Annotated in this window: 22 protein-coding genes; 13 read left to right on the forward strand and 9 right to left on the reverse strand. The window is 60.0% G+C overall.

Annotated elements, in window-relative coordinates:
• The first annotated feature begins 149 nt into the window (after positions 1-149).
• Entirely contained in the window at positions 150-380 is a 231-nt protein-coding gene (locus QSV77_RS04715; RefSeq protein WP_046800292.1) for a hypothetical protein, read from the forward strand.
• Here QSV77_RS04715 and dprA read toward each other — a convergent pair.
• The 5 genes from dprA to QSV77_RS04740 form a co-directional block, all read right to left on the reverse strand.
• Positions 336-1,475, reverse strand: a complete 1,140-nt coding sequence (gene dprA / locus QSV77_RS04720) for a DNA-processing protein DprA (RefSeq protein WP_302732678.1) — start codon at positions 1,473-1,475, stop codon at positions 336-338. The genes QSV77_RS04715 and dprA overlap by 45 nt on opposite strands.
• Before the next feature lie 21 nt (positions 1,476-1,496).
• Positions 1,497-2,114 (reverse strand): glycerol-3-phosphate 1-O-acyltransferase PlsY, encoded by a 618-nt coding sequence (gene plsY, locus QSV77_RS04725; protein ID WP_302732679.1) that lies wholly within the window; start codon positions 2,112-2,114, stop codon positions 1,497-1,499.
• Between the two features lie 48 nt (positions 2,115-2,162).
• Positions 2,163-3,455 (reverse strand): dihydroorotase, encoded by a 1,293-nt coding sequence (locus QSV77_RS04730; RefSeq protein ID WP_302732680.1) that lies wholly within the window; start codon positions 3,453-3,455, stop codon positions 2,163-2,165.
• The gene (locus tag QSV77_RS04735) at positions 3,452-4,393 is read right to left on the reverse strand and encodes an aspartate carbamoyltransferase catalytic subunit (protein ID WP_003502441.1); all 942 of its coding nucleotides are present in this window, start codon (positions 4,391-4,393) and stop codon (positions 3,452-3,454) included. The genes QSV77_RS04730 and QSV77_RS04735 overlap by 4 nt, the downstream gene beginning before the upstream one ends.
• 250 nt (positions 4,394-4,643) lie before the next feature.
• Positions 4,644-5,075, reverse strand: a complete 432-nt coding sequence (locus tag QSV77_RS04740; RefSeq protein WP_302732682.1) for a nuclear transport factor 2 family protein — start codon at positions 5,073-5,075, stop codon at positions 4,644-4,646.
• 259 nt (positions 5,076-5,334) lie between these two features.
• Here QSV77_RS04740 and QSV77_RS04745 point away from each other — a divergent pair, with 259 nt between their 5' ends.
• The 6 genes from QSV77_RS04745 to QSV77_RS04770 all read left to right on the forward strand — a co-directional run bounded on the left by QSV77_RS04745 (position 5,335) and on the right by QSV77_RS04770 (position 9,978).
• Positions 5,335-5,913 carry a LysE family translocator gene (locus tag QSV77_RS04745; RefSeq protein WP_237681347.1) on the forward strand — a complete coding sequence of 193 codons (579 nt, stop codon included), beginning with the start codon at positions 5,335-5,337 and terminating at the stop codon, positions 5,911-5,913.
• A 136-nt stretch (positions 5,914-6,049) separates the two neighbouring features.
• Positions 6,050-7,702 carry an acyl-CoA dehydrogenase family protein gene (locus tag QSV77_RS04750; protein ID WP_046800287.1) on the forward strand — a complete coding sequence of 551 codons (1,653 nt, stop codon included), beginning with the start codon at positions 6,050-6,052 and terminating at the stop codon, positions 7,700-7,702.
• A 137-nt stretch (positions 7,703-7,839) separates the two neighbouring features.
• Positions 7,840-8,451 carry a GNAT family N-acetyltransferase gene (locus QSV77_RS04755; RefSeq protein ID WP_142839630.1) on the forward strand — a complete coding sequence of 204 codons (612 nt, stop codon included), beginning with the start codon at positions 7,840-7,842 and terminating at the stop codon, positions 8,449-8,451.
• 154 nt (positions 8,452-8,605) lie between these two features.
• The gene (locus tag QSV77_RS04760) at positions 8,606-9,250 is read left to right on the forward strand and encodes a TetR/AcrR family transcriptional regulator (protein WP_302732683.1); all 645 of its coding nucleotides are present in this window, start codon (positions 8,606-8,608) and stop codon (positions 9,248-9,250) included.
• 252 nt (positions 9,251-9,502) lie between these two features.
• Entirely contained in the window at positions 9,503-9,664 is a 162-nt protein-coding gene (locus QSV77_RS04765; RefSeq protein ID WP_156393988.1) for a hypothetical protein, read from the forward strand.
• Positions 9,661-9,978 carry a DUF6105 family protein gene (locus QSV77_RS04770; protein ID WP_046800283.1) on the forward strand — a complete coding sequence of 106 codons (318 nt, stop codon included), beginning with the start codon at positions 9,661-9,663 and terminating at the stop codon, positions 9,976-9,978. Before QSV77_RS04765 ends, QSV77_RS04770 begins: the two co-directional genes overlap by 4 nt.
• Here the strand turns inward: QSV77_RS04770 and ruvX are convergent.
• Positions 9,930-10,409, reverse strand: coding sequence for a Holliday junction resolvase RuvX (ruvX, locus tag QSV77_RS04775; RefSeq protein ID WP_142839633.1), 480 nt, complete (start codon positions 10,407-10,409; stop codon positions 9,930-9,932). The two genes, QSV77_RS04770 and ruvX, sit on opposite strands and share 49 nt — an antisense overlap.
• Positions 10,410-10,423: 14 nt before the next feature.
• Positions 10,424-10,726 (reverse strand): alkylphosphonate utilization protein, encoded by a 303-nt coding sequence (locus tag QSV77_RS04780; RefSeq protein ID WP_142839634.1) that lies wholly within the window; start codon positions 10,724-10,726, stop codon positions 10,424-10,426.
• Between the two features lie 188 nt (positions 10,727-10,914).
• Between QSV77_RS04780 and QSV77_RS04785 the strand changes: the two genes are divergently transcribed.
• The 4 genes from QSV77_RS04785 to QSV77_RS04800 all read left to right on the forward strand — a co-directional run bounded on the left by QSV77_RS04785 (position 10,915) and on the right by QSV77_RS04800 (position 14,057).
• Positions 10,915-11,619, forward strand: a complete 705-nt coding sequence (locus QSV77_RS04785; protein ID WP_302732684.1) for a metal-dependent hydrolase — start codon at positions 10,915-10,917, stop codon at positions 11,617-11,619.
• A gap of 125 nt (positions 11,620-11,744) precedes the next feature.
• Positions 11,745-12,032 carry an Asp-tRNA(Asn)/Glu-tRNA(Gln) amidotransferase subunit GatC gene (gene gatC / locus QSV77_RS04790; RefSeq protein ID WP_003521472.1) on the forward strand — a complete coding sequence of 96 codons (288 nt, stop codon included), beginning with the start codon at positions 11,745-11,747 and terminating at the stop codon, positions 12,030-12,032.
• Positions 12,033-12,087: 55 nt separating this feature from the next.
• On the forward strand, positions 12,088-13,569 hold the full coding sequence (gatA, locus tag QSV77_RS04795) for an Asp-tRNA(Asn)/Glu-tRNA(Gln) amidotransferase subunit GatA (protein ID WP_302732685.1): 1,482 nt from the start codon (positions 12,088-12,090) through the stop codon (positions 13,567-13,569).
• A complete protein-coding gene (locus QSV77_RS04800; RefSeq protein WP_302732686.1) occupies positions 13,560-14,057 on the forward strand; it encodes an N-acetyltransferase in 498 nt (165 codons plus the stop codon). Before gatA ends, QSV77_RS04800 begins: the two co-directional genes overlap by 10 nt.
• A 72-nt stretch (positions 14,058-14,129) precedes the next feature.
• On the opposite strand, the gene QSV77_RS04805 is transcribed toward QSV77_RS04800, so the two are convergent.
• Complete coding sequence (locus tag QSV77_RS04805) at positions 14,130-14,387, reverse strand: YjhX family toxin (protein WP_142839639.1); 258 nt, start codon at positions 14,385-14,387, stop codon at positions 14,130-14,132.
• Between the two features lie 274 nt (positions 14,388-14,661).
• Here QSV77_RS04805 and QSV77_RS04810 point away from each other — a divergent pair, with 274 nt between their 5' ends.
• The gene (locus QSV77_RS04810; protein ID WP_302732687.1) at positions 14,662-15,171 is read left to right on the forward strand and encodes a GNAT family N-acetyltransferase; all 510 of its coding nucleotides are present in this window, start codon (positions 14,662-14,664) and stop codon (positions 15,169-15,171) included.
• On the opposite strand, the gene QSV77_RS04815 is transcribed toward QSV77_RS04810, so the two are convergent.
• Complete coding sequence (locus QSV77_RS04815) at positions 15,153-15,485, reverse strand: DUF1294 domain-containing protein (RefSeq protein ID WP_271361109.1); 333 nt, start codon at positions 15,483-15,485, stop codon at positions 15,153-15,155. The genes QSV77_RS04810 and QSV77_RS04815 overlap by 19 nt on opposite strands.
• A 150-nt stretch (positions 15,486-15,635) precedes the next feature.
• Here QSV77_RS04815 and gatB point away from each other — a divergent pair, with 150 nt between their 5' ends.
• Positions 15,636-17,141, forward strand: a complete 1,506-nt coding sequence (gene gatB, locus QSV77_RS04820; RefSeq protein ID WP_142839642.1) for an Asp-tRNA(Asn)/Glu-tRNA(Gln) amidotransferase subunit GatB — start codon at positions 15,636-15,638, stop codon at positions 17,139-17,141.
• The last annotated feature ends 33 nt before the right edge of the window (positions 17,142-17,174 follow it).

Raw genomic sequence — 17,174 nt, forward strand, 5'->3', positions numbered from 1 at the left:
GCAAGCCCGATTTTATCGCTTCCGGTCGATTGCAACCTATGGATAATCTATTGTTGTATTGCAATCTTTGGTAAATTGGTTATGATGACCAACATCATTTGAATCTACGTATTGCTCTTCGTTTCAGACGAAATTCTCAGGATAAATATATGGTCCCGAACGCGACAAACAATAATGCCGACAACGAAGGGACCAGAGAGAACTTGGCTTACATTCGCCAGATGCTGGCAGAGCTGCGGCAGGTCGCGAACCGCGAGGGCGCCGATATGCTGTGTTATCTGATTGAGATGGCCTATGTCGAAGTCGGCGATATCCAGAGCGGGCGGCGCAAGCTGTCAATCCGCGAGGAGCGAAACCCGTCCCCCGGCATGCCGGTTTAGTCTGCCGGCGATATCGAGTTCCAAAAGCACCATATGAACGGTGGCGGCGGAAAAACCCGTGTGGCGGATGATGTCGTCTGTCTCGACGGGCGAGGGGCCGAGTGCGGCGGCAATGATGCTGCGCTCATCATCCCCGGGTGGTGACATTTCTTCATCTGATCGCGGTTCCTCGATCTTGCGGTCATAGGCCAATTGCGGCTCCATGAGTGGTCGCAGCGCTTCGAGAATGTCGTCAGCGCCCGTGGTCAACATCGCGCCTTCCTTGATCAGCCGGTTGGTGCCTTCGCAGCGCGGATCGAGCGGGGAGCCGGGTACGGCGAAAACCAGTCGCCCCGCTTCACCGGCAAGCCGGGCCGTAATCAGCGAACCGGAACGCTCTGCCGCCTCCACGATGACAACGCCAAGCGAGACGCCTGATATCAGGCGGTTACGGCGGGGAAAGTCCCGGGCGCGCGGTTCCCATCCAAAGGGCATCTCGCTGATCGTCGCGCCGCCTTGATCATATATATCCTGCAAAAGCCCGAAATTTTCCTGCGGGTAGGGACGATCGAGACCACCCGCCAGCATCGCCACCGTACCACTCGCGAGGCTTGCCCGGTGCGCTGCCGCATCAATGCCGCGCGCCAGCCCCGATGCGATCGTATACCCGGCCCTGCCGCAATCGCGTGCCAGCATGGCGGCGAATTTCGCGCCGTTGATGGAAGCATTGCGCGAGCCGACGATACCGATGCAGGGGCGTGTTGCGGTGGCTGCCGATCCCTTCATGGCGATCAGCGGCGGTGCGCCGTCCAGGTGCCGCAAAGCGGGCGGATAATCAGGCTCGCCAATGCCGACGAAACGCGCCCCGAATTTCTCCGCAGTCTCGATTTCACCTTCCGCTTCCGCCGGCGTGGCGATGCGCGGACTGCGCGATGACCCGCCGCGCCTTGAAAGCTCGGGCAGGGCATCCAGCGCCTTTTCAGCACTGCCGAAATGATTGATGAGTTCGCGAAAGGTAACGGGGCCGATATTGTCGCTGCGGATCAGCCGCAGCCAGGCAACCCGCTGCCGCGCAGAAAGCTCTATGCCCTGCCGTATCGTTTCCTCATGCGGCATGGCGTATCCTCAAGATGGGGTTCAGCCCTTTTGACCGATCCTGCTTTCGGTGCCGGCCAGGAGCCGCGCAATATTCTCGCGGTGCTTCCACCATGAAATCACGCTCAGCAGCGTTACCAGCATTGCCGTCTTTTCAGGGCCGACTACCCAGAGAGCCACGGGAATGACCAGCATGGCCAGAAGCGCCGACAGCGAAGAGTAGCGGGTGATGAAGGCAGTTGCGAGCCAGATCAGCGCGAAGGCCAGCATCATCAGCGGTGCTGCGCCGAGAAGCACGCCGATATAGACGGCCACGCCCTTGCCGCCCTTGAAGCCGAGCCACACCGGAAACAGATGGCCGAGAAAAGCGAAGAAACCGGCCACCAGCGAGGCCTCGTAACCCCAGAGCGCATTGGCAACCAGAACCGCCGCCGTGCCCTTCAGCGCGTCCAGCAGCAGGGTCGCCGCGGCGAGCTTCTTGTTACCGGTGCGCAGCACGTTGGTGGCGCCAATATTGCCCGAACCGATCTTGCGCACGTCGCCCAGCCCCGCCATGCGGGTGAGAACGAGACCGAAGGGGATGGAACCGAGCAGATAGCCGATCAGCGCCGCAAGCGCGAAAAGGGCAGGCGCCGTCTGCCAGTCAGTCAAAGCACTCATTCAGATGTCCCCTCTGTCGCGCCTGCCGCGTGATCTCTTGCCGTGATCTTATGCCAAGGAATGAACGGCTTTGCCAGCCACATAAGTGGCGACAGCGCGGCCGCTGAAACGGGCATCTTCGAACGGCGTATTCTTGGATTTCGACACCAGCTGGTCGCGCGTAACCAGCCATGGCTCGTCAAGATCGATCAGGGTAATATCGGCCTTCGCACCGACTTTGAGCGTTCCTGCGTCCAGACCGAATATCTTTGCCGGACGGGTGGAGAGCGCATCGATCAGCCGCATCAGCGGAACCTCGCCGCTGTGGTAGAGGCGCAATGCCGCCGCCAGCATGGTCTCCAGCCCCACTGCGCCGCTCGCCGCATCCGAAAACGGCAGGCGCTTGGTGTCGACATCCTGCGGGTCGTGCGAGGAGACAATGATATCGATGGTGCCGTCCTTCAGCGCTTCCACCATGGCCTTGCGGTCGTCTTCGGCGCGCAGCGGTGGGGAAAGCTTGAAGAAGGTGCGGTATTCGCCGATATCGTTCTCGTTGAGCGTCAGATGATTGATCGAGATGCCGCAGGTGGCCTTCACGCCCCGCTGCCGGGCGACACGGATCGCCTCTGCCGATTCCGGCACGGAAATCTTGGCGGCGTGGTAGATCGCCTGTGTCAGCCCGGCAATGCGCAGGTCACGCTCCAGCGGGATGATCTCGGCTTCCTTCGGGACGCCTGACAGCCCGAGCCAGCTGGCAAAAAGCCCCTCGTTCATGTCACCGCCGCCGATATATTTGTCGCGGGTCTCCAGCGCGATGACAGCACCCAGTTCGCGGGCATAGGTCATGGCGCGGCGCAGCACCAGCGTGTCGGAAAGCGCCTTGCGGCCATTGGTGAAGGCCACCGCACCGGCCTCCTTCAGCATGCCGAATTCGGTCATTTCCTCGCCCCGCAGACCTTTGGTCAGAGCGGCTGCGGGATGCACATTGACGATCGCCTTGTCACGCGCCGTCTTTTTCACATATTCGACCAGCGCGATGTCGTCGATCACAGGATCGGTGTCAGGCATCATGATGATACTGGTGACGCCGCCGGCCGCTGCCGCACGCGATGCGGATTCAATGGTTTCGCGGTGTTCAGCACCCGGCTCACCCACGAAAACACGGGCATCCACCAGACCGGGAACGGCCAACAGCCCCTTGCAGTCGCGCACCGTCGCACCATCAGGCGCGCCTTGATTGTGTGCATCCTTGCCGGCTGCGAGAATGGTACCATCAGCACCGATGATTATGCTGCCGGTCTCGTCGACACCACGGGAAGGATCGACGATGCGAAGGTTCTTGAGAACGGTCACGGCACTCATACGCGCTCACCCTGATTTTGCGAGACAAGCAGGGTTTCCATCACAGCCATGCGCACGGCAACCCCCATTTCCACCTGACTTTCGATCACGCTCTGCGGACCGTCGGCCACTTCGGAGGCGATTTCCACGCCGCGGTTCATCGGGCCGGGATGCATGACCAATGCATCTTCCTTTGCCGCCTTCAGCTTTTCGGCATCCAGACCGTAATAATGGAAATATTCGCGCACCGAAGGCACGAAGGAGCCGGACATGCGCTCGCGCTGCAGGCGCAGCATCATCACCACATCGGCGTTCTTCAGCCCTTCCTTCATGTCGTGGAAGACTTCCACGCTCATGTCGCGAATGCCTGAAGGAAGAAGTGTGGCGGGTGCGACGACGCGAACGCGCGCGCCCATCTGGTTGAGCAGGATGATGTTTGAGCGGGCAACGCGCGAATGCAGTACGTCGCCGCAGATCGCCACGGTAATACCTGATAGTTCGCCCTTGGCGCGGCGGATGGTCAGCGCATCGAGCAGCGCCTGTGTCGGGTGCTCGTGCTGGCCGTCGCCGGCATTGACCACGGAGCAGGCGACCTTTTGCGCCAGAAGGGCTGCGGCGCCGGCAGAGGAGTGGCGAACCACCAGCACATCCGGGCGCATGGCGTTCAGCGTCATCGCCGTATCGATCAGCGTTTCGCCCTTCTTCACCGATGAATTGCCGACCGACATGTTCATCACATCTGCGCCGAGACGTTTTCCGGCCAGCTCGAAGGAGGATTGTGTGCGCGTCGAGGCTTCGAAGAACAGGTTGATCTGCGTCAGGCCCCGAAGCGTCGAGGTCTTTTTCTCGCGCTGGCGGCTGATTTTCACCGCCTCGTCAGCCTTGTCGAGAAGCAGGGTGATATCCTGATGGGAAAGCCCCTTGATGCCGAGGAGATGGCGATGGGGGAAGAAGACCATGCGGTTTGCCTCCTGACGGGCGTCGCATTTTCCCGTGAAAATGCCCGGAACGCCCGAATGCTGATCCGTGCGCTGCCATTCGCCGTAAACACGCCTCAGGAGCGCCGCGGAATTCGGTCCTGCGCTCTATAGAGACTGCATGGTCGCGGGGCAAGCGTCCGCAACCCCTGAAATGAAAACACGGCAATGTTTCCCCCAGTCTCGACAGATGAGGGAACTGGGCAAGCCGTGGTTCCGTCCTGAGCCGGCGTCAGAGAATGCCGTGTTTCCTCAGGAGCGCCTGCTCATCACCTGAGACCCAGCCGAAAACTTTCGGCTCGCCATTCAGCGTCTGGACGAAGTAGTGAACATCAAAATCGATCACGACATCAGCTTGGTCCTGGCGGGCATAGGTTGCCGTCCAGGCAACGTGGGCCGTGCAATGATGGTCATCGATGGGCGAAAGGCTGATATCGCGTATGCGCATCTCCCTCGTGCCCATCGCCCGATAGCGCTCGTAGCCCTGCGCCATCACCTGCCGCAGGTGGTCATCGTTCTTTCCGGTGATTACACCGGCCGGTGAGGCGGCGATGAAATCCGAAGCGTAGAGAGACGCAGCCTCTTTCATATCCATGTCGCCACCAAGGGACTGGTTGAAAAAGCGTTCGTATCGCTCAAAGAATTTCCTGATGCTGGCTTCCATGGTTTCCTCCCCTGGCAGCCCGGTTTTCACTTTCCTGCAAGGATAACATCCTTCAGCAATCGCGTAAGCCGAAGAACCTGCGAATGAGATTGGTCGTCCGCCGCTCATGCCGTTAGGAGAACCAAGTCCCGCAAGGTCAGGGGCTGGGAATGTTCCGTCACTTGCGTTACATCAAGGCGCAACCCGGTGGCATCGGTCAGTTTCGGATGGAATTCGCGGCCAAACCCGGCCTGCGACGCGGTTGATCGGACATATCGCAATGCATTCCTATTCTGTTTTCGCCCTTGCCGTTCTCGCCCTGCTTTTGACGCCCGGTCCGACCAATACGCTTCTTGCCCTTTCCGGTGCCGGGCGCGGTATTCGTGCATCGCTCCCGCTGATGCTGGGCGAAATTGCCGGTTATCTGCTCGTCATCCTTGCGCTCACCGCATTGTTTTCCGACTTTCTGCAAACCCATGCCGGCCTAGCGCAAGCGATCAAGCTCTGCGCCGCGATCTGGGTTGCGTTTCTGGCGGTGCGGCTGTGGACCCTGCCATCCTCCGCGCCGATCGGCGAGGCGATCACCTTGCGCCGGGTCTTCGTTACCACCTGCCTCAACCCGAAAGGGCTGATCGTCGGCCTCGTTCTGTTGCCGCAGGCGCCGCTCACGGAAATCTGGCCGCTTATCCTGCTGTTTTCGGTGCTGGTGGCGTTTGCAGCCCTTGCGTGGTTATCGGCAGGCGCGCTTCTCATTCGTCATGCGGGTCAGTCTTCGCCACGGCTGGTGCGCGGCACCGCCTCCGGCTTCCTGCTGGTGCTGTCGCTCGGTCTTGCCGGAAACGTGTTTGGCATTCTCTAGGTCGGATACCTAAATCAGGATACGCCCGAAAAATATTGAAAGCGGGGGTTTAATCGTCTCAATCGCTTCCTGTGGGTGGAATTATGCAATATCACCCCACTATGCAATTCCAGTATAAAACAGCTAGAAGCAGCGGATGACCCAGAATTCCCGGACAGAAGAATCGCTCGCCGAACTGAACCAGCCAAGCCTCTGGTCCGGCATCAATGCCTATCGTTCCGATCCGCTGATCGTCGACCTCACCTCTGGCCTGTCACGTAACCTGAGGGATGAGTTCGATCAGCTCGGCCGCTACGTCACCTCGCATGAGGCGCAGGAACTGGCGCGCATGGCCAATCAGGGCGTGCCGCAGCTTCATACTCACGGCCCGCGTGGCGAACGTCTGGATCAGGTGGAGTTCCACCCCGCCTGGCACGCGCTGATGCGCCGTTCCATGTCGTCAGGCCTGCATTCCAGCGTCTGGGAAAACTCTCCCGATACGCGCGGCAATGAACACAAGGCCCGCGCTACGAAATTCTACCTGACGTCTCAGCTCGAGGCGGGGCATCTCTGCCCGCTGACCATGACCAGCGCTTCCGTCGCCGCCATCATGACCTCGCCGCGGGTGCAGAAGGAATGGATGCCGAAAATCCTGTCGCGCAAATATGATTCTGCGCAGAAACCGGCCCTGCAGAAAACCGCCGTCACCATTGGCATGGGCATGACGGAAAAGCAGGGCGGCACGGATGTGCGCGCCAACCGCACGACGGCCGAGCGGGTGGGCGAGGGCATCTACCGCCTGTCCGGCCACAAGTGGTTTCTCTCCGCACCGATGAGCGACGGTTTCGTCATGCTGGCCCAGATGGGCGACGGCATGGGCTGCTTCCTGGTGCCGCGTTATCTGGAAGACGGTTCGAAGAACGGCCTGCATTTCCAGCGGCTCAAGGACAAGCTCGGCAATCGTTCCAATGCGTCAGCCGAAGTCGAGTTCACCGATGCCTTCGGTTATCTGCTGGGGGATCCCGGCAGCGGTATCCGCACCATTCTCGACATGGTGACGTTGACGCGGCTCGATTGTGCGCTGGCATCATCTGGCATGATGCGCGCTTCGCTTGCCGAAGCCGTCCATTTCGCCCGCGGACGCTCGGTCTTCGGCAAGATGCTGGTCAGCCAGCCGATCATGACCCGCGTTCTCGCCGACATGGCGCTGGATGTGGCTGCGGCAACGGCACTTTCCTTCCGGCTGGCGACGGCCTTCGATGCCGCCCGCAACAACCCGGCAGAAGCCGCTTATGCGCGGGTGATGACGCCGATCGTGAAATACTGGTGCTGCAAGATCGCGCCAGCGCTTATTTACGAGGCCATGGAATGCCTTGGCGGCAACGGTTACGTGGAAGAGCGGCCGATTGCCCGCCACTACCGCGAAGCGCCTGTTAACGCCATCTGGGAAGGATCCGGCAACGTCATGGCGCTGGATGTGCTGCGGGTTCTCCAGCGCGGCAAGGACCTGTTCGATCTCGTCTTCCAGACGCTGGAACGCGACCTCGGGCCTGCCGGCAAGAAGACCACCGACGTGCTGCGCGCCGCGATCGCCCTTGCCGAACGCGACGAAGGAGCGGCCCGTCTGCTGGTGGAGCAGTTCGCTCTTGCGGCCGCTGCCGCCGAGCTTTGCCGCCTGGGCGCCGGCAAGATCGCCGATGCCTTCCTCGAAACCCGTCTTGCGGGCGGCTGGCGGCACACTTACGGCATGCTCGATTCCCGCTTCGATCCGAACTATATAATCGATCTCCTTTATCCGCCTGCGTCCTGATCGACGTAGACGGATGAAGGTTTTACAGTCCCGGCGGGAGGGGTCTCGGATTTGAAAAACAGCAATGGCGTTAGGTGTGTTCCGATCTGTCGTGACACTTCCGCGTGTCGATGCGCGGCAGGGGAAGGCGGCTGCCAATGCTGACCTTCCGTTCCGCCCGCGCCGAGGATGAAGACGCGCTCTATGCCATAAGCCTTGCCACCGGCGATGCCGGGCAGGATGCCACCCCGCTTTACAACGATGGCCGCATGGTCGGGCATATCTATTCCGTGCCCTATCTGCATCTGTGGCCCGATGCCGTTTTTGTGGCCGAGGACGAGCAGGGTGTCTGCGGTTACATTGCCGGTGCGCTCGATACGGCCGTGCACGAAGAGCGGCTGGAGCAAGAATGGTGGCCGCATCTGCGTGCCCTTTACCCCGATCCCGACGGCGACCAGCAGACTTGGGACGCCGACCAGCGCCGGGCGCATTTCATCCACCATCCGCGCCGCACGCCCACCTGGCTTACCGACCCGTTTCCGGCCCATATCCACATGAACCTACTGCCGCGCACCCAGGGCAAGGGCGGCGGCACCCGGCTTCTGTCGCGCTGGCTGGACATGGCAAGACAGAACAACGTCTACGGCATCCATCTCGGCGCCAGCGAACGCAACCATGCCGGCATGCGTTTTTGGGAAACCCGGGGCTTCAAACGCCTGGAAAGCCACGAAACGCCCGGAAGTGTGTGGTTCGGCATGGGGCTGGAGTAGGCCGGCGGATTCCACGGCGCATGGGCTTGGGATTGTTCACCTGGAGAACGCTTCATCCACAGGAACCTTTCTCCCATCCGCCCCACCACATTGTCCATCCCTTCATGCTTTGTTAACTCCTGTAGTCAGGCCTTTAGAACACGGGAAGACAACCATGCTGGCGAGCGCAGAGGCGATTTCAGCCGACGGACCGGAAAAGCGTATCAAGGATCGCGCTGCGACTGAGAAGGCGATCTTCAACGCCGCGCGGTCGCTGCTTGCCGAGGAAGGCTTTCAGGGCTTTGGCATCAATGCGGTTGCCCGCCGCGCCGGTTGCGACAAGCAGCTGATCTATCGTTACTTCGGCGGCCTTGACGGTTTGATCGAGGCGATTGGCGAGGATCTGGGGTCCTGGGTAAAGGATCGTATTCCCGAAGACACCGGCGGCATGTTCCTTCTGACCTATGGCGATCTCATGGAAAAGCTGGCGCTTTATTTCATGGATGCGCTGCGCAGCGACCCGCTCGTCTGCAAGATCATCGCCTGGGAAGTGTCGGACGGATCGCCACAGGTCCGTCAGCTTGCCGAAGCCCGCGCCAAGTCGCTGGGCAAATGGCTGGAGCGCATGCGTGGTTCGCTGGCGGCTCCCAAGGGCGTTGATATCGCCGCTGTTAACGCCGTGCTGTTTGCCGCTATCCAGCACCTCGTCATTTCCGCTGCCACCAGCGGGCAATTCGTCGGTGTACCGCTAAAATCCGAGCGGGACTGGGAGAAGATCACCACGGCCGTCAAAAGGCTGGTGCGCGGCGTTTACGGCTGAACCCGCTGCCGGGGGTGGGGGAGACTGCAATCCCCGTGCAAGCGCCGTATTAAAGAAAAACAAGTGATGTTTTCACCGGGCCGGCAACCGCCCGCCGCATCTGCCCGTTCATGCAGATACAGTTTTTCCACATGCCACCCGCCCGCCGTTAACCATAATGGCAGCTTTCATTTGCGTCATCATAGCTGCGGGTCCAGTGTGAATTAACGAAATGTTAACCATGCGCAATGACTGCGCATAAGGGAGCCGCAAGTGAGCCGCTGGACAGCTTTGGGCGTCATGATGACGTTTTTTGTGATGCTGCCGTTGGATATCGACGCGCCGGCGCTGAACCTCTGCCTGATGGCAGCGGTGCGCTGGGCGGTGCTTGCCGGCGTTCCCGATACGGTTTTTGCGCGGGGGCAGGCGGCATGAAGTGGTTTCTGATCCTGTGGGCCGGTCCTGTCGCGCTGCTGGGCAGCTGGTACTGGCTTTCCTATTACGACATGAGCTTCGGCTTCTATATGCTCACGCGCCAGACGCATGATCTGGTATTCCAGATTTACGGCAATATTCTCGGCCTGCCACCGGAAAGCCTGCCGCCGCTGGTGGCACGCGCCATTGTGGTGGACAGCCTGATCGTGTTTGCGATCCTCGCATTCCGCAAGAGGAAGCAGATTGCCGCCTGGTGGACGGGCCGTCAGTCGACGGCGCGGGCGAGTGCCGAAAGCCTGTCCAGCGCGCCCTGAAGAATGAAGCTCGCGGCGGCCGAATCGATGCGTTCGGCCCGCTTGGCACGTGAGACATCCATCTCCAGAAGTGCGCGCTCGGCTGCGACCGTCGAAAGTCGCTCATCCCAGAAAATGAAGGGCAGGGCGGTTTTTTCGCCCATGGTGCGCACGAAGGCGCGTGTTGCCTGCACGCGGGGGCCGGCCGAACCGTCCATGTTCATCGGCAACCCGATGATGAAGGCGGTCACCTTCTCCTTTTCGGCGAAGGCCAGCAGCACTTCGGCGTCCTGCGTGAATTTTACCCGCTTGATGACGGGGCGCGGCGTCGCGAAACGCCGCGACAAATCCGACATGGCAAGGCCGATGGTCTTCGTGCCGAGGTCGAGACCGGCAATCGCCTGTGCGGGCTGAAGGGTTTCCGCCAGTTCCTCGATGGTGAGTGTCGCCATGTCGTGTGCTGCCCTTATCGTTTACGGACGAATTCAGTGCGCAGCACCAGACCCTTGACCGCATCATGCTTGCAATCGATCTCTTCCGGATTTCCGGTGAGCCGGATGGACTTGATGACGGTGCCCTGCTTGATGACAGTGCTGGTGCCCTTGACCTTCAAATCCTTGATCAGCGTTACGGAATCGCCATCTTCGAGCACATTGCCTGCCGCATCGCGCACCTCATTGGCGCGCGCCGCCTCTGCTGCCAGCTCGGAAGCCGGCCGCCATTCGCCGGTTGCCTCGTCATACACGTAATCGTCATTATCTGCGGCCATTGTCGCCTCTCTGAAATATCGATAGTGCGGTTCTTCAGGCTGTTTCCAGAAAACATCAGTTTCAACGGAAACGCGAGACCCGCTCTAGACCTTTGATTTTACGCATTTTCCAGACGCAAAACCGCTACGTACTTTTACTGGAAATGCTCTATGTCATACTACACCGGCAATACAAAGGAGAAGTTCCCATGAAAATCACCTGGCTCGGCCATTCCGCCTTCCGCCTCGAAAACGGTAGCGCGAAGATCCTCATCGATCCGTTCTTCACCGGCAACCCCGGTTTTGCCGGACAGGATGGCAAATCGGCAGCCGAGGGCATCACCCATATTCTCCTGACCCACGGCCATGGCGACCATGTCGGTGACACCGTTCAGCTCGCCCGCGAAACGGGCGCTACCGTGCTGGCCAATGCCGATCTTGCCGCCTGGCTTTCCGCCAAGGGCGTCGCGAAGGTTGATATGGGCAATACCGGCGGCACGGTGCATTTCGACGGTTTTTCCGTCACCTTCACCAATGCGCTGCATTCCTCGGCCCAGATCACCGAAGACGGCGTCTCCCATTCGCTCGGCAATGCCAATGGCCTGATGCTGCATTTCGAGGATGGCCCGGCCGTCTATCACATGGGCGACACCGATATCTTCTCAGACATGAAACTCATCAACGAGCTGCATCAGCCGGATATCGGCCTCGTGCCGATCGGCGACCGGTTTACCATGGGTGGGGCGGTGGCGGCGCTTGCCTGCCAGCGCTTCTTCAAGTTTGAGCATGTGCTTCCCTGCCACTATGGTTCCTTCCCGATCATCGACCAGACACCGGAGAAATTCGTGGCCGGCATGGAAGGGTCTGAAGCGCGTGTTCACACGCCGAAGGCCGGCGATACGCTGTCCTTCTGACGTTTTTCCGGCACATGTCGCGACTGCAAAACCGCCATACAGTTTGGCGCGACATGCTTTCTACCGTTGCGAATGGCGGACATGGTGATTATAGCGAATGGGAAATATCCCATCGGAGTAGAACCATGTCCGTCGATCTCGCCACCGTGAAGCGCGTTGCGCGCCTTGCCCGTATCGCTGTCAGCGAAGAAGAAGCACAGAATATGCTCGGTCAGCTGAACGGCATACTCGGTTTCGTGGAGCAGCTTTCGGAAGTGAATGTCGACGGCGTCGAGCCGATGACGTCAGTCACCCCGGTGGACATGAAAAAACGCGCCGACGTGGTGACCGACGGCAACAAGGCGGAAGACATTGTCGCCAATGCGCCTGCGACCGACCGGGACTTCTTCATGGTCCCGAAAGTGGTCGAATAAGCGACCGCCGTTTGCCGCCTGATTTTTCCGAGATTTTCGAAAGCCGTTGCCGACCATGACCGACCTGACGAGCCTGACCATTGCCGAAGCCCGCGAAAAGCTGAAGGGCAAAGAATTTTCCGCCCTCGAGCTGACCGACGCCTATCTCTCCGCCATCGATGCGGCGAACGGCGCGCTGAACGCCTATGTCGCCTTGACGCCTGAAAAGGCGCGCGACATGGCGAAAGCCTCCGACGAACGCATCGCCGCCGGCAAGGCTGGCGAACTGGAAGGCGTTCCGCTTGGCGTGAAGGACCTTTTCGCCACCCGTGACGTGCACACGCAGGCGTGTTCGCATGTTCTCGATGGCTTCAAGCCGAAATATGAATCCACCGTCACCCAGAACCTCTGGGATCAGGGCGCCGTCATGCTCGGCAAGCTCAACATGGACGAATTCGCCATGGGCTCGTCCAATGAAAGCTCCTGGTACGGCCCGGCCATCAATCCGTGGCGCGCCAATGGTTCCGACCAGAAGCTGGTGCCGGGCGGTTCTTCCGGCGGTTCGGCAGCAGCCGTCGCCGCGCATCTCTGCGCCGGCGCTACAGCAACCGACACCGGCGGCTCCATCCGCCAGCCGGCGGCCTTCACCGGCACCGTTGGCATCAAGCCCACCTATGGCCGCTGCTCGCGCTTCGGCATCGTCGCTTATGCTTCCTCGCTTGATCAGGCAGGCCCGATCGCCCGTGATGTGCGCGACGCCGCCATCCTGTTGAAGACCATGGCAAGCGTGGATGCGAAAGACACCACCTCTGTCGATCTGCCGGTGCCGGATTATGAAAAGGCCATCGGTCAGTCGCTCAAGGGCCTTAAGATCGGTATCCCCAAGGAATACCGCGTCGACGGCATGCCGGAAAAGATTGAAAAGCTCTGGGCCAAGGGTGTCGAATGGCTTCGCGATGCCGGCGCGGAAGTGGTCGATATTTCGCTTCCGCACACCAAATACGCGCTGCCCGCCTATTACATCGTCGCACCGGCGGAAGCCTCGTCCAACCTTGCCCGTTATGATGGCGTGCGCTACGGCCTGCGCGTCGACGGCAAGGACATTGCCGACATGTACGAGAAGAGCCGCGCCGCCGGTTTCGGCAAGGAAGTGCAGCGCCGTATCATGGTCGGCACCTATGTGCTCTCGGCCGGTTATTACGACGCCTATTATCTGAAGGCGCAGAAGGTCCGCACCCTCATCAAGCGTGACTTCGAAAACGTCTTTCATGAGGGCGTCGACGCCATTCTGGCGCCGATCACCCCGTCTTCCGCCTTTGCTGTCGGTGACGAGGAACTCGCCTCCGATCCGGTGAAGATGTACCTGCAGGACGTCTTCACCATCACGGTCAACATGGCCGGTCTTCCGGGCCTCTCGGTGCCAGCCGGCCTTGACGGCAAGGGCCTGCCGCTCGGCCTGCAGCTCATCGGCAAGCCTTTCGAGGAAGAAACGCTGTTCAAGACGGCGCACGCCATCGAGCAGGCAGCGGGCAAGTTCACCCCCGCCAAGTGGTGGTGAGCAGCCTCAAGCTCAGACAAATGAACAAAGCCGACCGCGACGCGGTCGGCTTTGTCGGTTTTGCGGCCTGGCGTTCCGGTGAAGCCTTCGACGACAGCTATCTCGATCCTGACGTCATCGAGCGGGTGAGCGGCGAATTTGAAAATTTCGCCAAGTCTCCGACCGGTGATGTTGTCGTCGCCGAAATCGACGGCATTGTCGTCGGCTGGGGTGCGTGCGATACGGCGCCGCATCATATTTCCGATCTCTGGGTGGACCCGAACTGGCAGGGCAAGGGGATCGGCAAGGCGCTTATCCTTAATTTTCTCGACCGGATGCGCGCGCAGGGCCTGCCGCTTGCCACGATCGATACCCACGCCAGAAACCGTGCTGCCATCGGTCTTTATGAGCGTTGTGGTTTCAATATCGTATGGCGTGGCATGGAATGGTCGGACATCATGAAGGTCGAGCTTGAAAAGGTGAAGCTGGAGCGCGGGCTCGCGCTATAATCCGGTTGATTGCGCCGCGTTTGCCGCTTTGCGTCGTGACGGGCGGCGGCAAGTGAGCCGCCGCCCGTTTCGTCATCGATTGTCCAGCTCACCCCGTACGAGTTCCAGACCGCGGGTGGTGATGCGGTAAGGCTTGCCGCCGGAAGAGGCGATCGCTCTCTTCTGTTTCAGCTTGCGGAAGGTGAGGAGATTGAGACCGCTGAAAATCCAGCCGTCGCGCGTATAGAGCGCGATTTTTTCGATTTTGCGGGTATCGTCTCGAACGAGTTCAATTCTGCCGCCTTGGGCGAGCAGATGTAGAATGCGCTGTTCGGCGCGGGAAATGTCCATTTTTTGGAAATCCGGTCAGCGTCATCTAGACGCGTGAAAGCAAACCCGGGTGCCGTTGGGGCATCCGGCTCGGTTTCATCTGGCCCGGCGCGCAAGAAACTTGCGGGCAGGGCCTTTACCAGGACTCCGATTGAGCGAACATAAAAACTCCGTTCTTGCCCGTTCTGGTTAGCGGGCAAAGCAGGTGTGGTCAAGTCCAGGGCGCGTCTGGAAAAACCATGTGGCCGAATCGCGCCACCGATGTTTTACTTGTGATGGCCATGGAGGGCGCGGCTTGATCGTCATTCGCAATGCGCATGAGCAGGAAGCGGAGGCCTTAGCGGCTATCGGCCTCAGGGCATGGCGTCAGGCAACCGCCTCACTCGGCATCACCGCGACGCTTTACGACAACGCGGCCAGCGCCTTTTCCAATTTCACCCGGTCATCATGGCTTGCCATTCGCGTGGCGGAATTTGGCGGCACGGTTGCCGGATGGGCGGCGCGGGAACATTTTGACGAGACGATTTCAGATTTCTGGATCGATCCGGATTTTCAGCGCCGGCAGGTCGGCAGCCTCCTGCTGGCCGATATTGAACGGCTGATAGCGGACAGGGGTTTTGAAACCATCCAGCTTGAAACACACGCCCAGAACGAACCGGCCGTCGCATTTTTCCGCCACCATGGCTACAGCGTCCGCTGGCTCTCAGTTTCCTACGCGCCGAAGCTCGATCGCGATGTACAGTCGATCGGCCTGCAAAAGCAGCTTGTCGAGATCGAGAGCGGTCTTTATGGCACGGAATTCTGACTGAGCCTTATCAGGCTGTTCACAAGCCGCACCGGCCAGTCCGGCATGATTGCCACTGACACAACAAGGCCCGCCTGTAAAATCACGATGGAGAGCAGAATGCTGCGAAAGGGTTCCTTGCGGGTTTTGTGCCGCAGCAGGCGTTGAGCCGAAATTGCGCCCACGCTGCCGCCCACAAAGGCGAGCCCCAGCAATGTGCTTTCGCGAATGCGCCAGCCACCATTCCTCGCCGCTTCCTTGTCCCACCAATAGACAAGAAAGACGACTAGATTGAAGGCGACAAAGATCATGAAATACAGGGCAATCATCGTCATGATTTGAATTGAAAATCAGACGCGTAAAAATTACGTATGCAGAGTGCCGAAAATTCGGCGCTTCGTGCGACAGGGCGCAAGATGTCTTGCGCCCGCGCGCCATATGTTCTACCCACCAGAGCCAAAGAACCCGTATATCGTGAGCTTCAGATGACCCTTGTAGACGTGCGCACCCCTGACCCGAAACGCTTCATTCCCGGCGCCACCGGCGATTGGGAAATCGTGATCGGACTGGAAGTCCATGCGCAGGTTCTCTCCAATTCCAAGCTTTTTTCCGGTGCCTCCACCACCTTCGGAAATGCGCCGAATTCCAACGTGTCGCTTGTTGATGCCGCCATGCCCGGCATGCTTCCCGTCATCAACGAGGAATGCGTCAAGCAGGCGGTGCGTACCGGTCTTGGGCTGAAGGCGAAGATCAACAACCGTTCGATCTTCGACCGCAAGAACTATTTCTATCCGGATCTGCCGCAGGGCTACCAGATTTCGCAGTTCAAGGACCCGATCGTCGGTGAGGGCACCATCACCATTTCGCTTGGTCCCGACCGTCAGGGCAATTTCGAGGATATCGAGATTGGCATCGAGCGCCTGCATCTGGAGCAGGACGCCGGCAAGTCCATGCACGACCAGCACCCGACCATGTCCTTCGTGGATCTCAACCGTTCGGGCGTGGCGCTGATGGAAATCGTCTCCAAGCCGGACATGCGCTCGTCGGATGAGGCCAAGGGTTACCTCACCAAGCTGCGCTCCATCGTGCGTTATCTCGGCACCTGCGACGGCAACATGGACGAAGGCTCGATGCGCGCCGACGTCAACGTTTCCGTGCGCCGCCCGGGCGAAGGTTTCGGCACGCGCTGCGAAATCAAGAACGTCAACTCCATCCGCTTCGTTGGTCAGGCCATCGAATATGAGGCACGCCGCCAGATCGCCATTCTGGAGGACGGCGGCGCCATCGATCAGGAAACCCGCCTGTTCGATCCCGGCAAGGGCGAAACGCGTTCCATGCGCTCCAAGGAAGACGCGCATGACTATCGTTATTTCCCCGATCCGGACCTGCTGCCGCTCGAATTCGACGATGCTTTCGTCGAGGCGCTGAAGGTCGATCTGCCGGAACTGCCTGACGACAAGAAGGCCCGTTTCGTGGCCGATCTCGGCCTGTCGGTCTATGACGCTTCGATCCTCGTTTCGGAAAAGGCAATCGCCGATTATTATGAAGCCGTCGCCGCCGGCCGCGATCCGAAGGCTGCCGCCAACTGGGTCATCAATGATCTGCTCGGCGCGCTCAATAAATCAGGCAAGGATATCGAGACGACGCCGGTTTCCCCGGAACAGCTCGGCGGCATCATCGATCTCATCAAGGCCGAGACCATTTCCGGCAAGATCGCCAAGGATCTGTTCGAGATCGTCTGGAACGAAGGCGGCAATCCGGCTGAGATCGTCGAGGCCCGCGGTATGAAGCAGGTGACGGACACCGGCGCCATCGAAAAGGCCGTGGATGATATCATCGCCGCCAATCCGGATCAGGTCGAGAAGGTCAAGGCAAAGCCAACGCTTGCCGGCTGGTTCGTAGGTCAGGTCATGAAGGCGACGGGCGGTAAGGCCAACCCGCAGGCCGTGCAGGCGCTGGTGAAGGCCAAGCTCGGTATCGAGGACGAATAAGCGGCGGCTGCCTTATGCCGTAGAAGCATTGAA

Source organism: Agrobacterium sp. V1 (assembly GCF_030518355.1).
GTDB lineage: Bacteria > Pseudomonadota > Alphaproteobacteria > Rhizobiales > Rhizobiaceae > Agrobacterium > Agrobacterium cucumeris.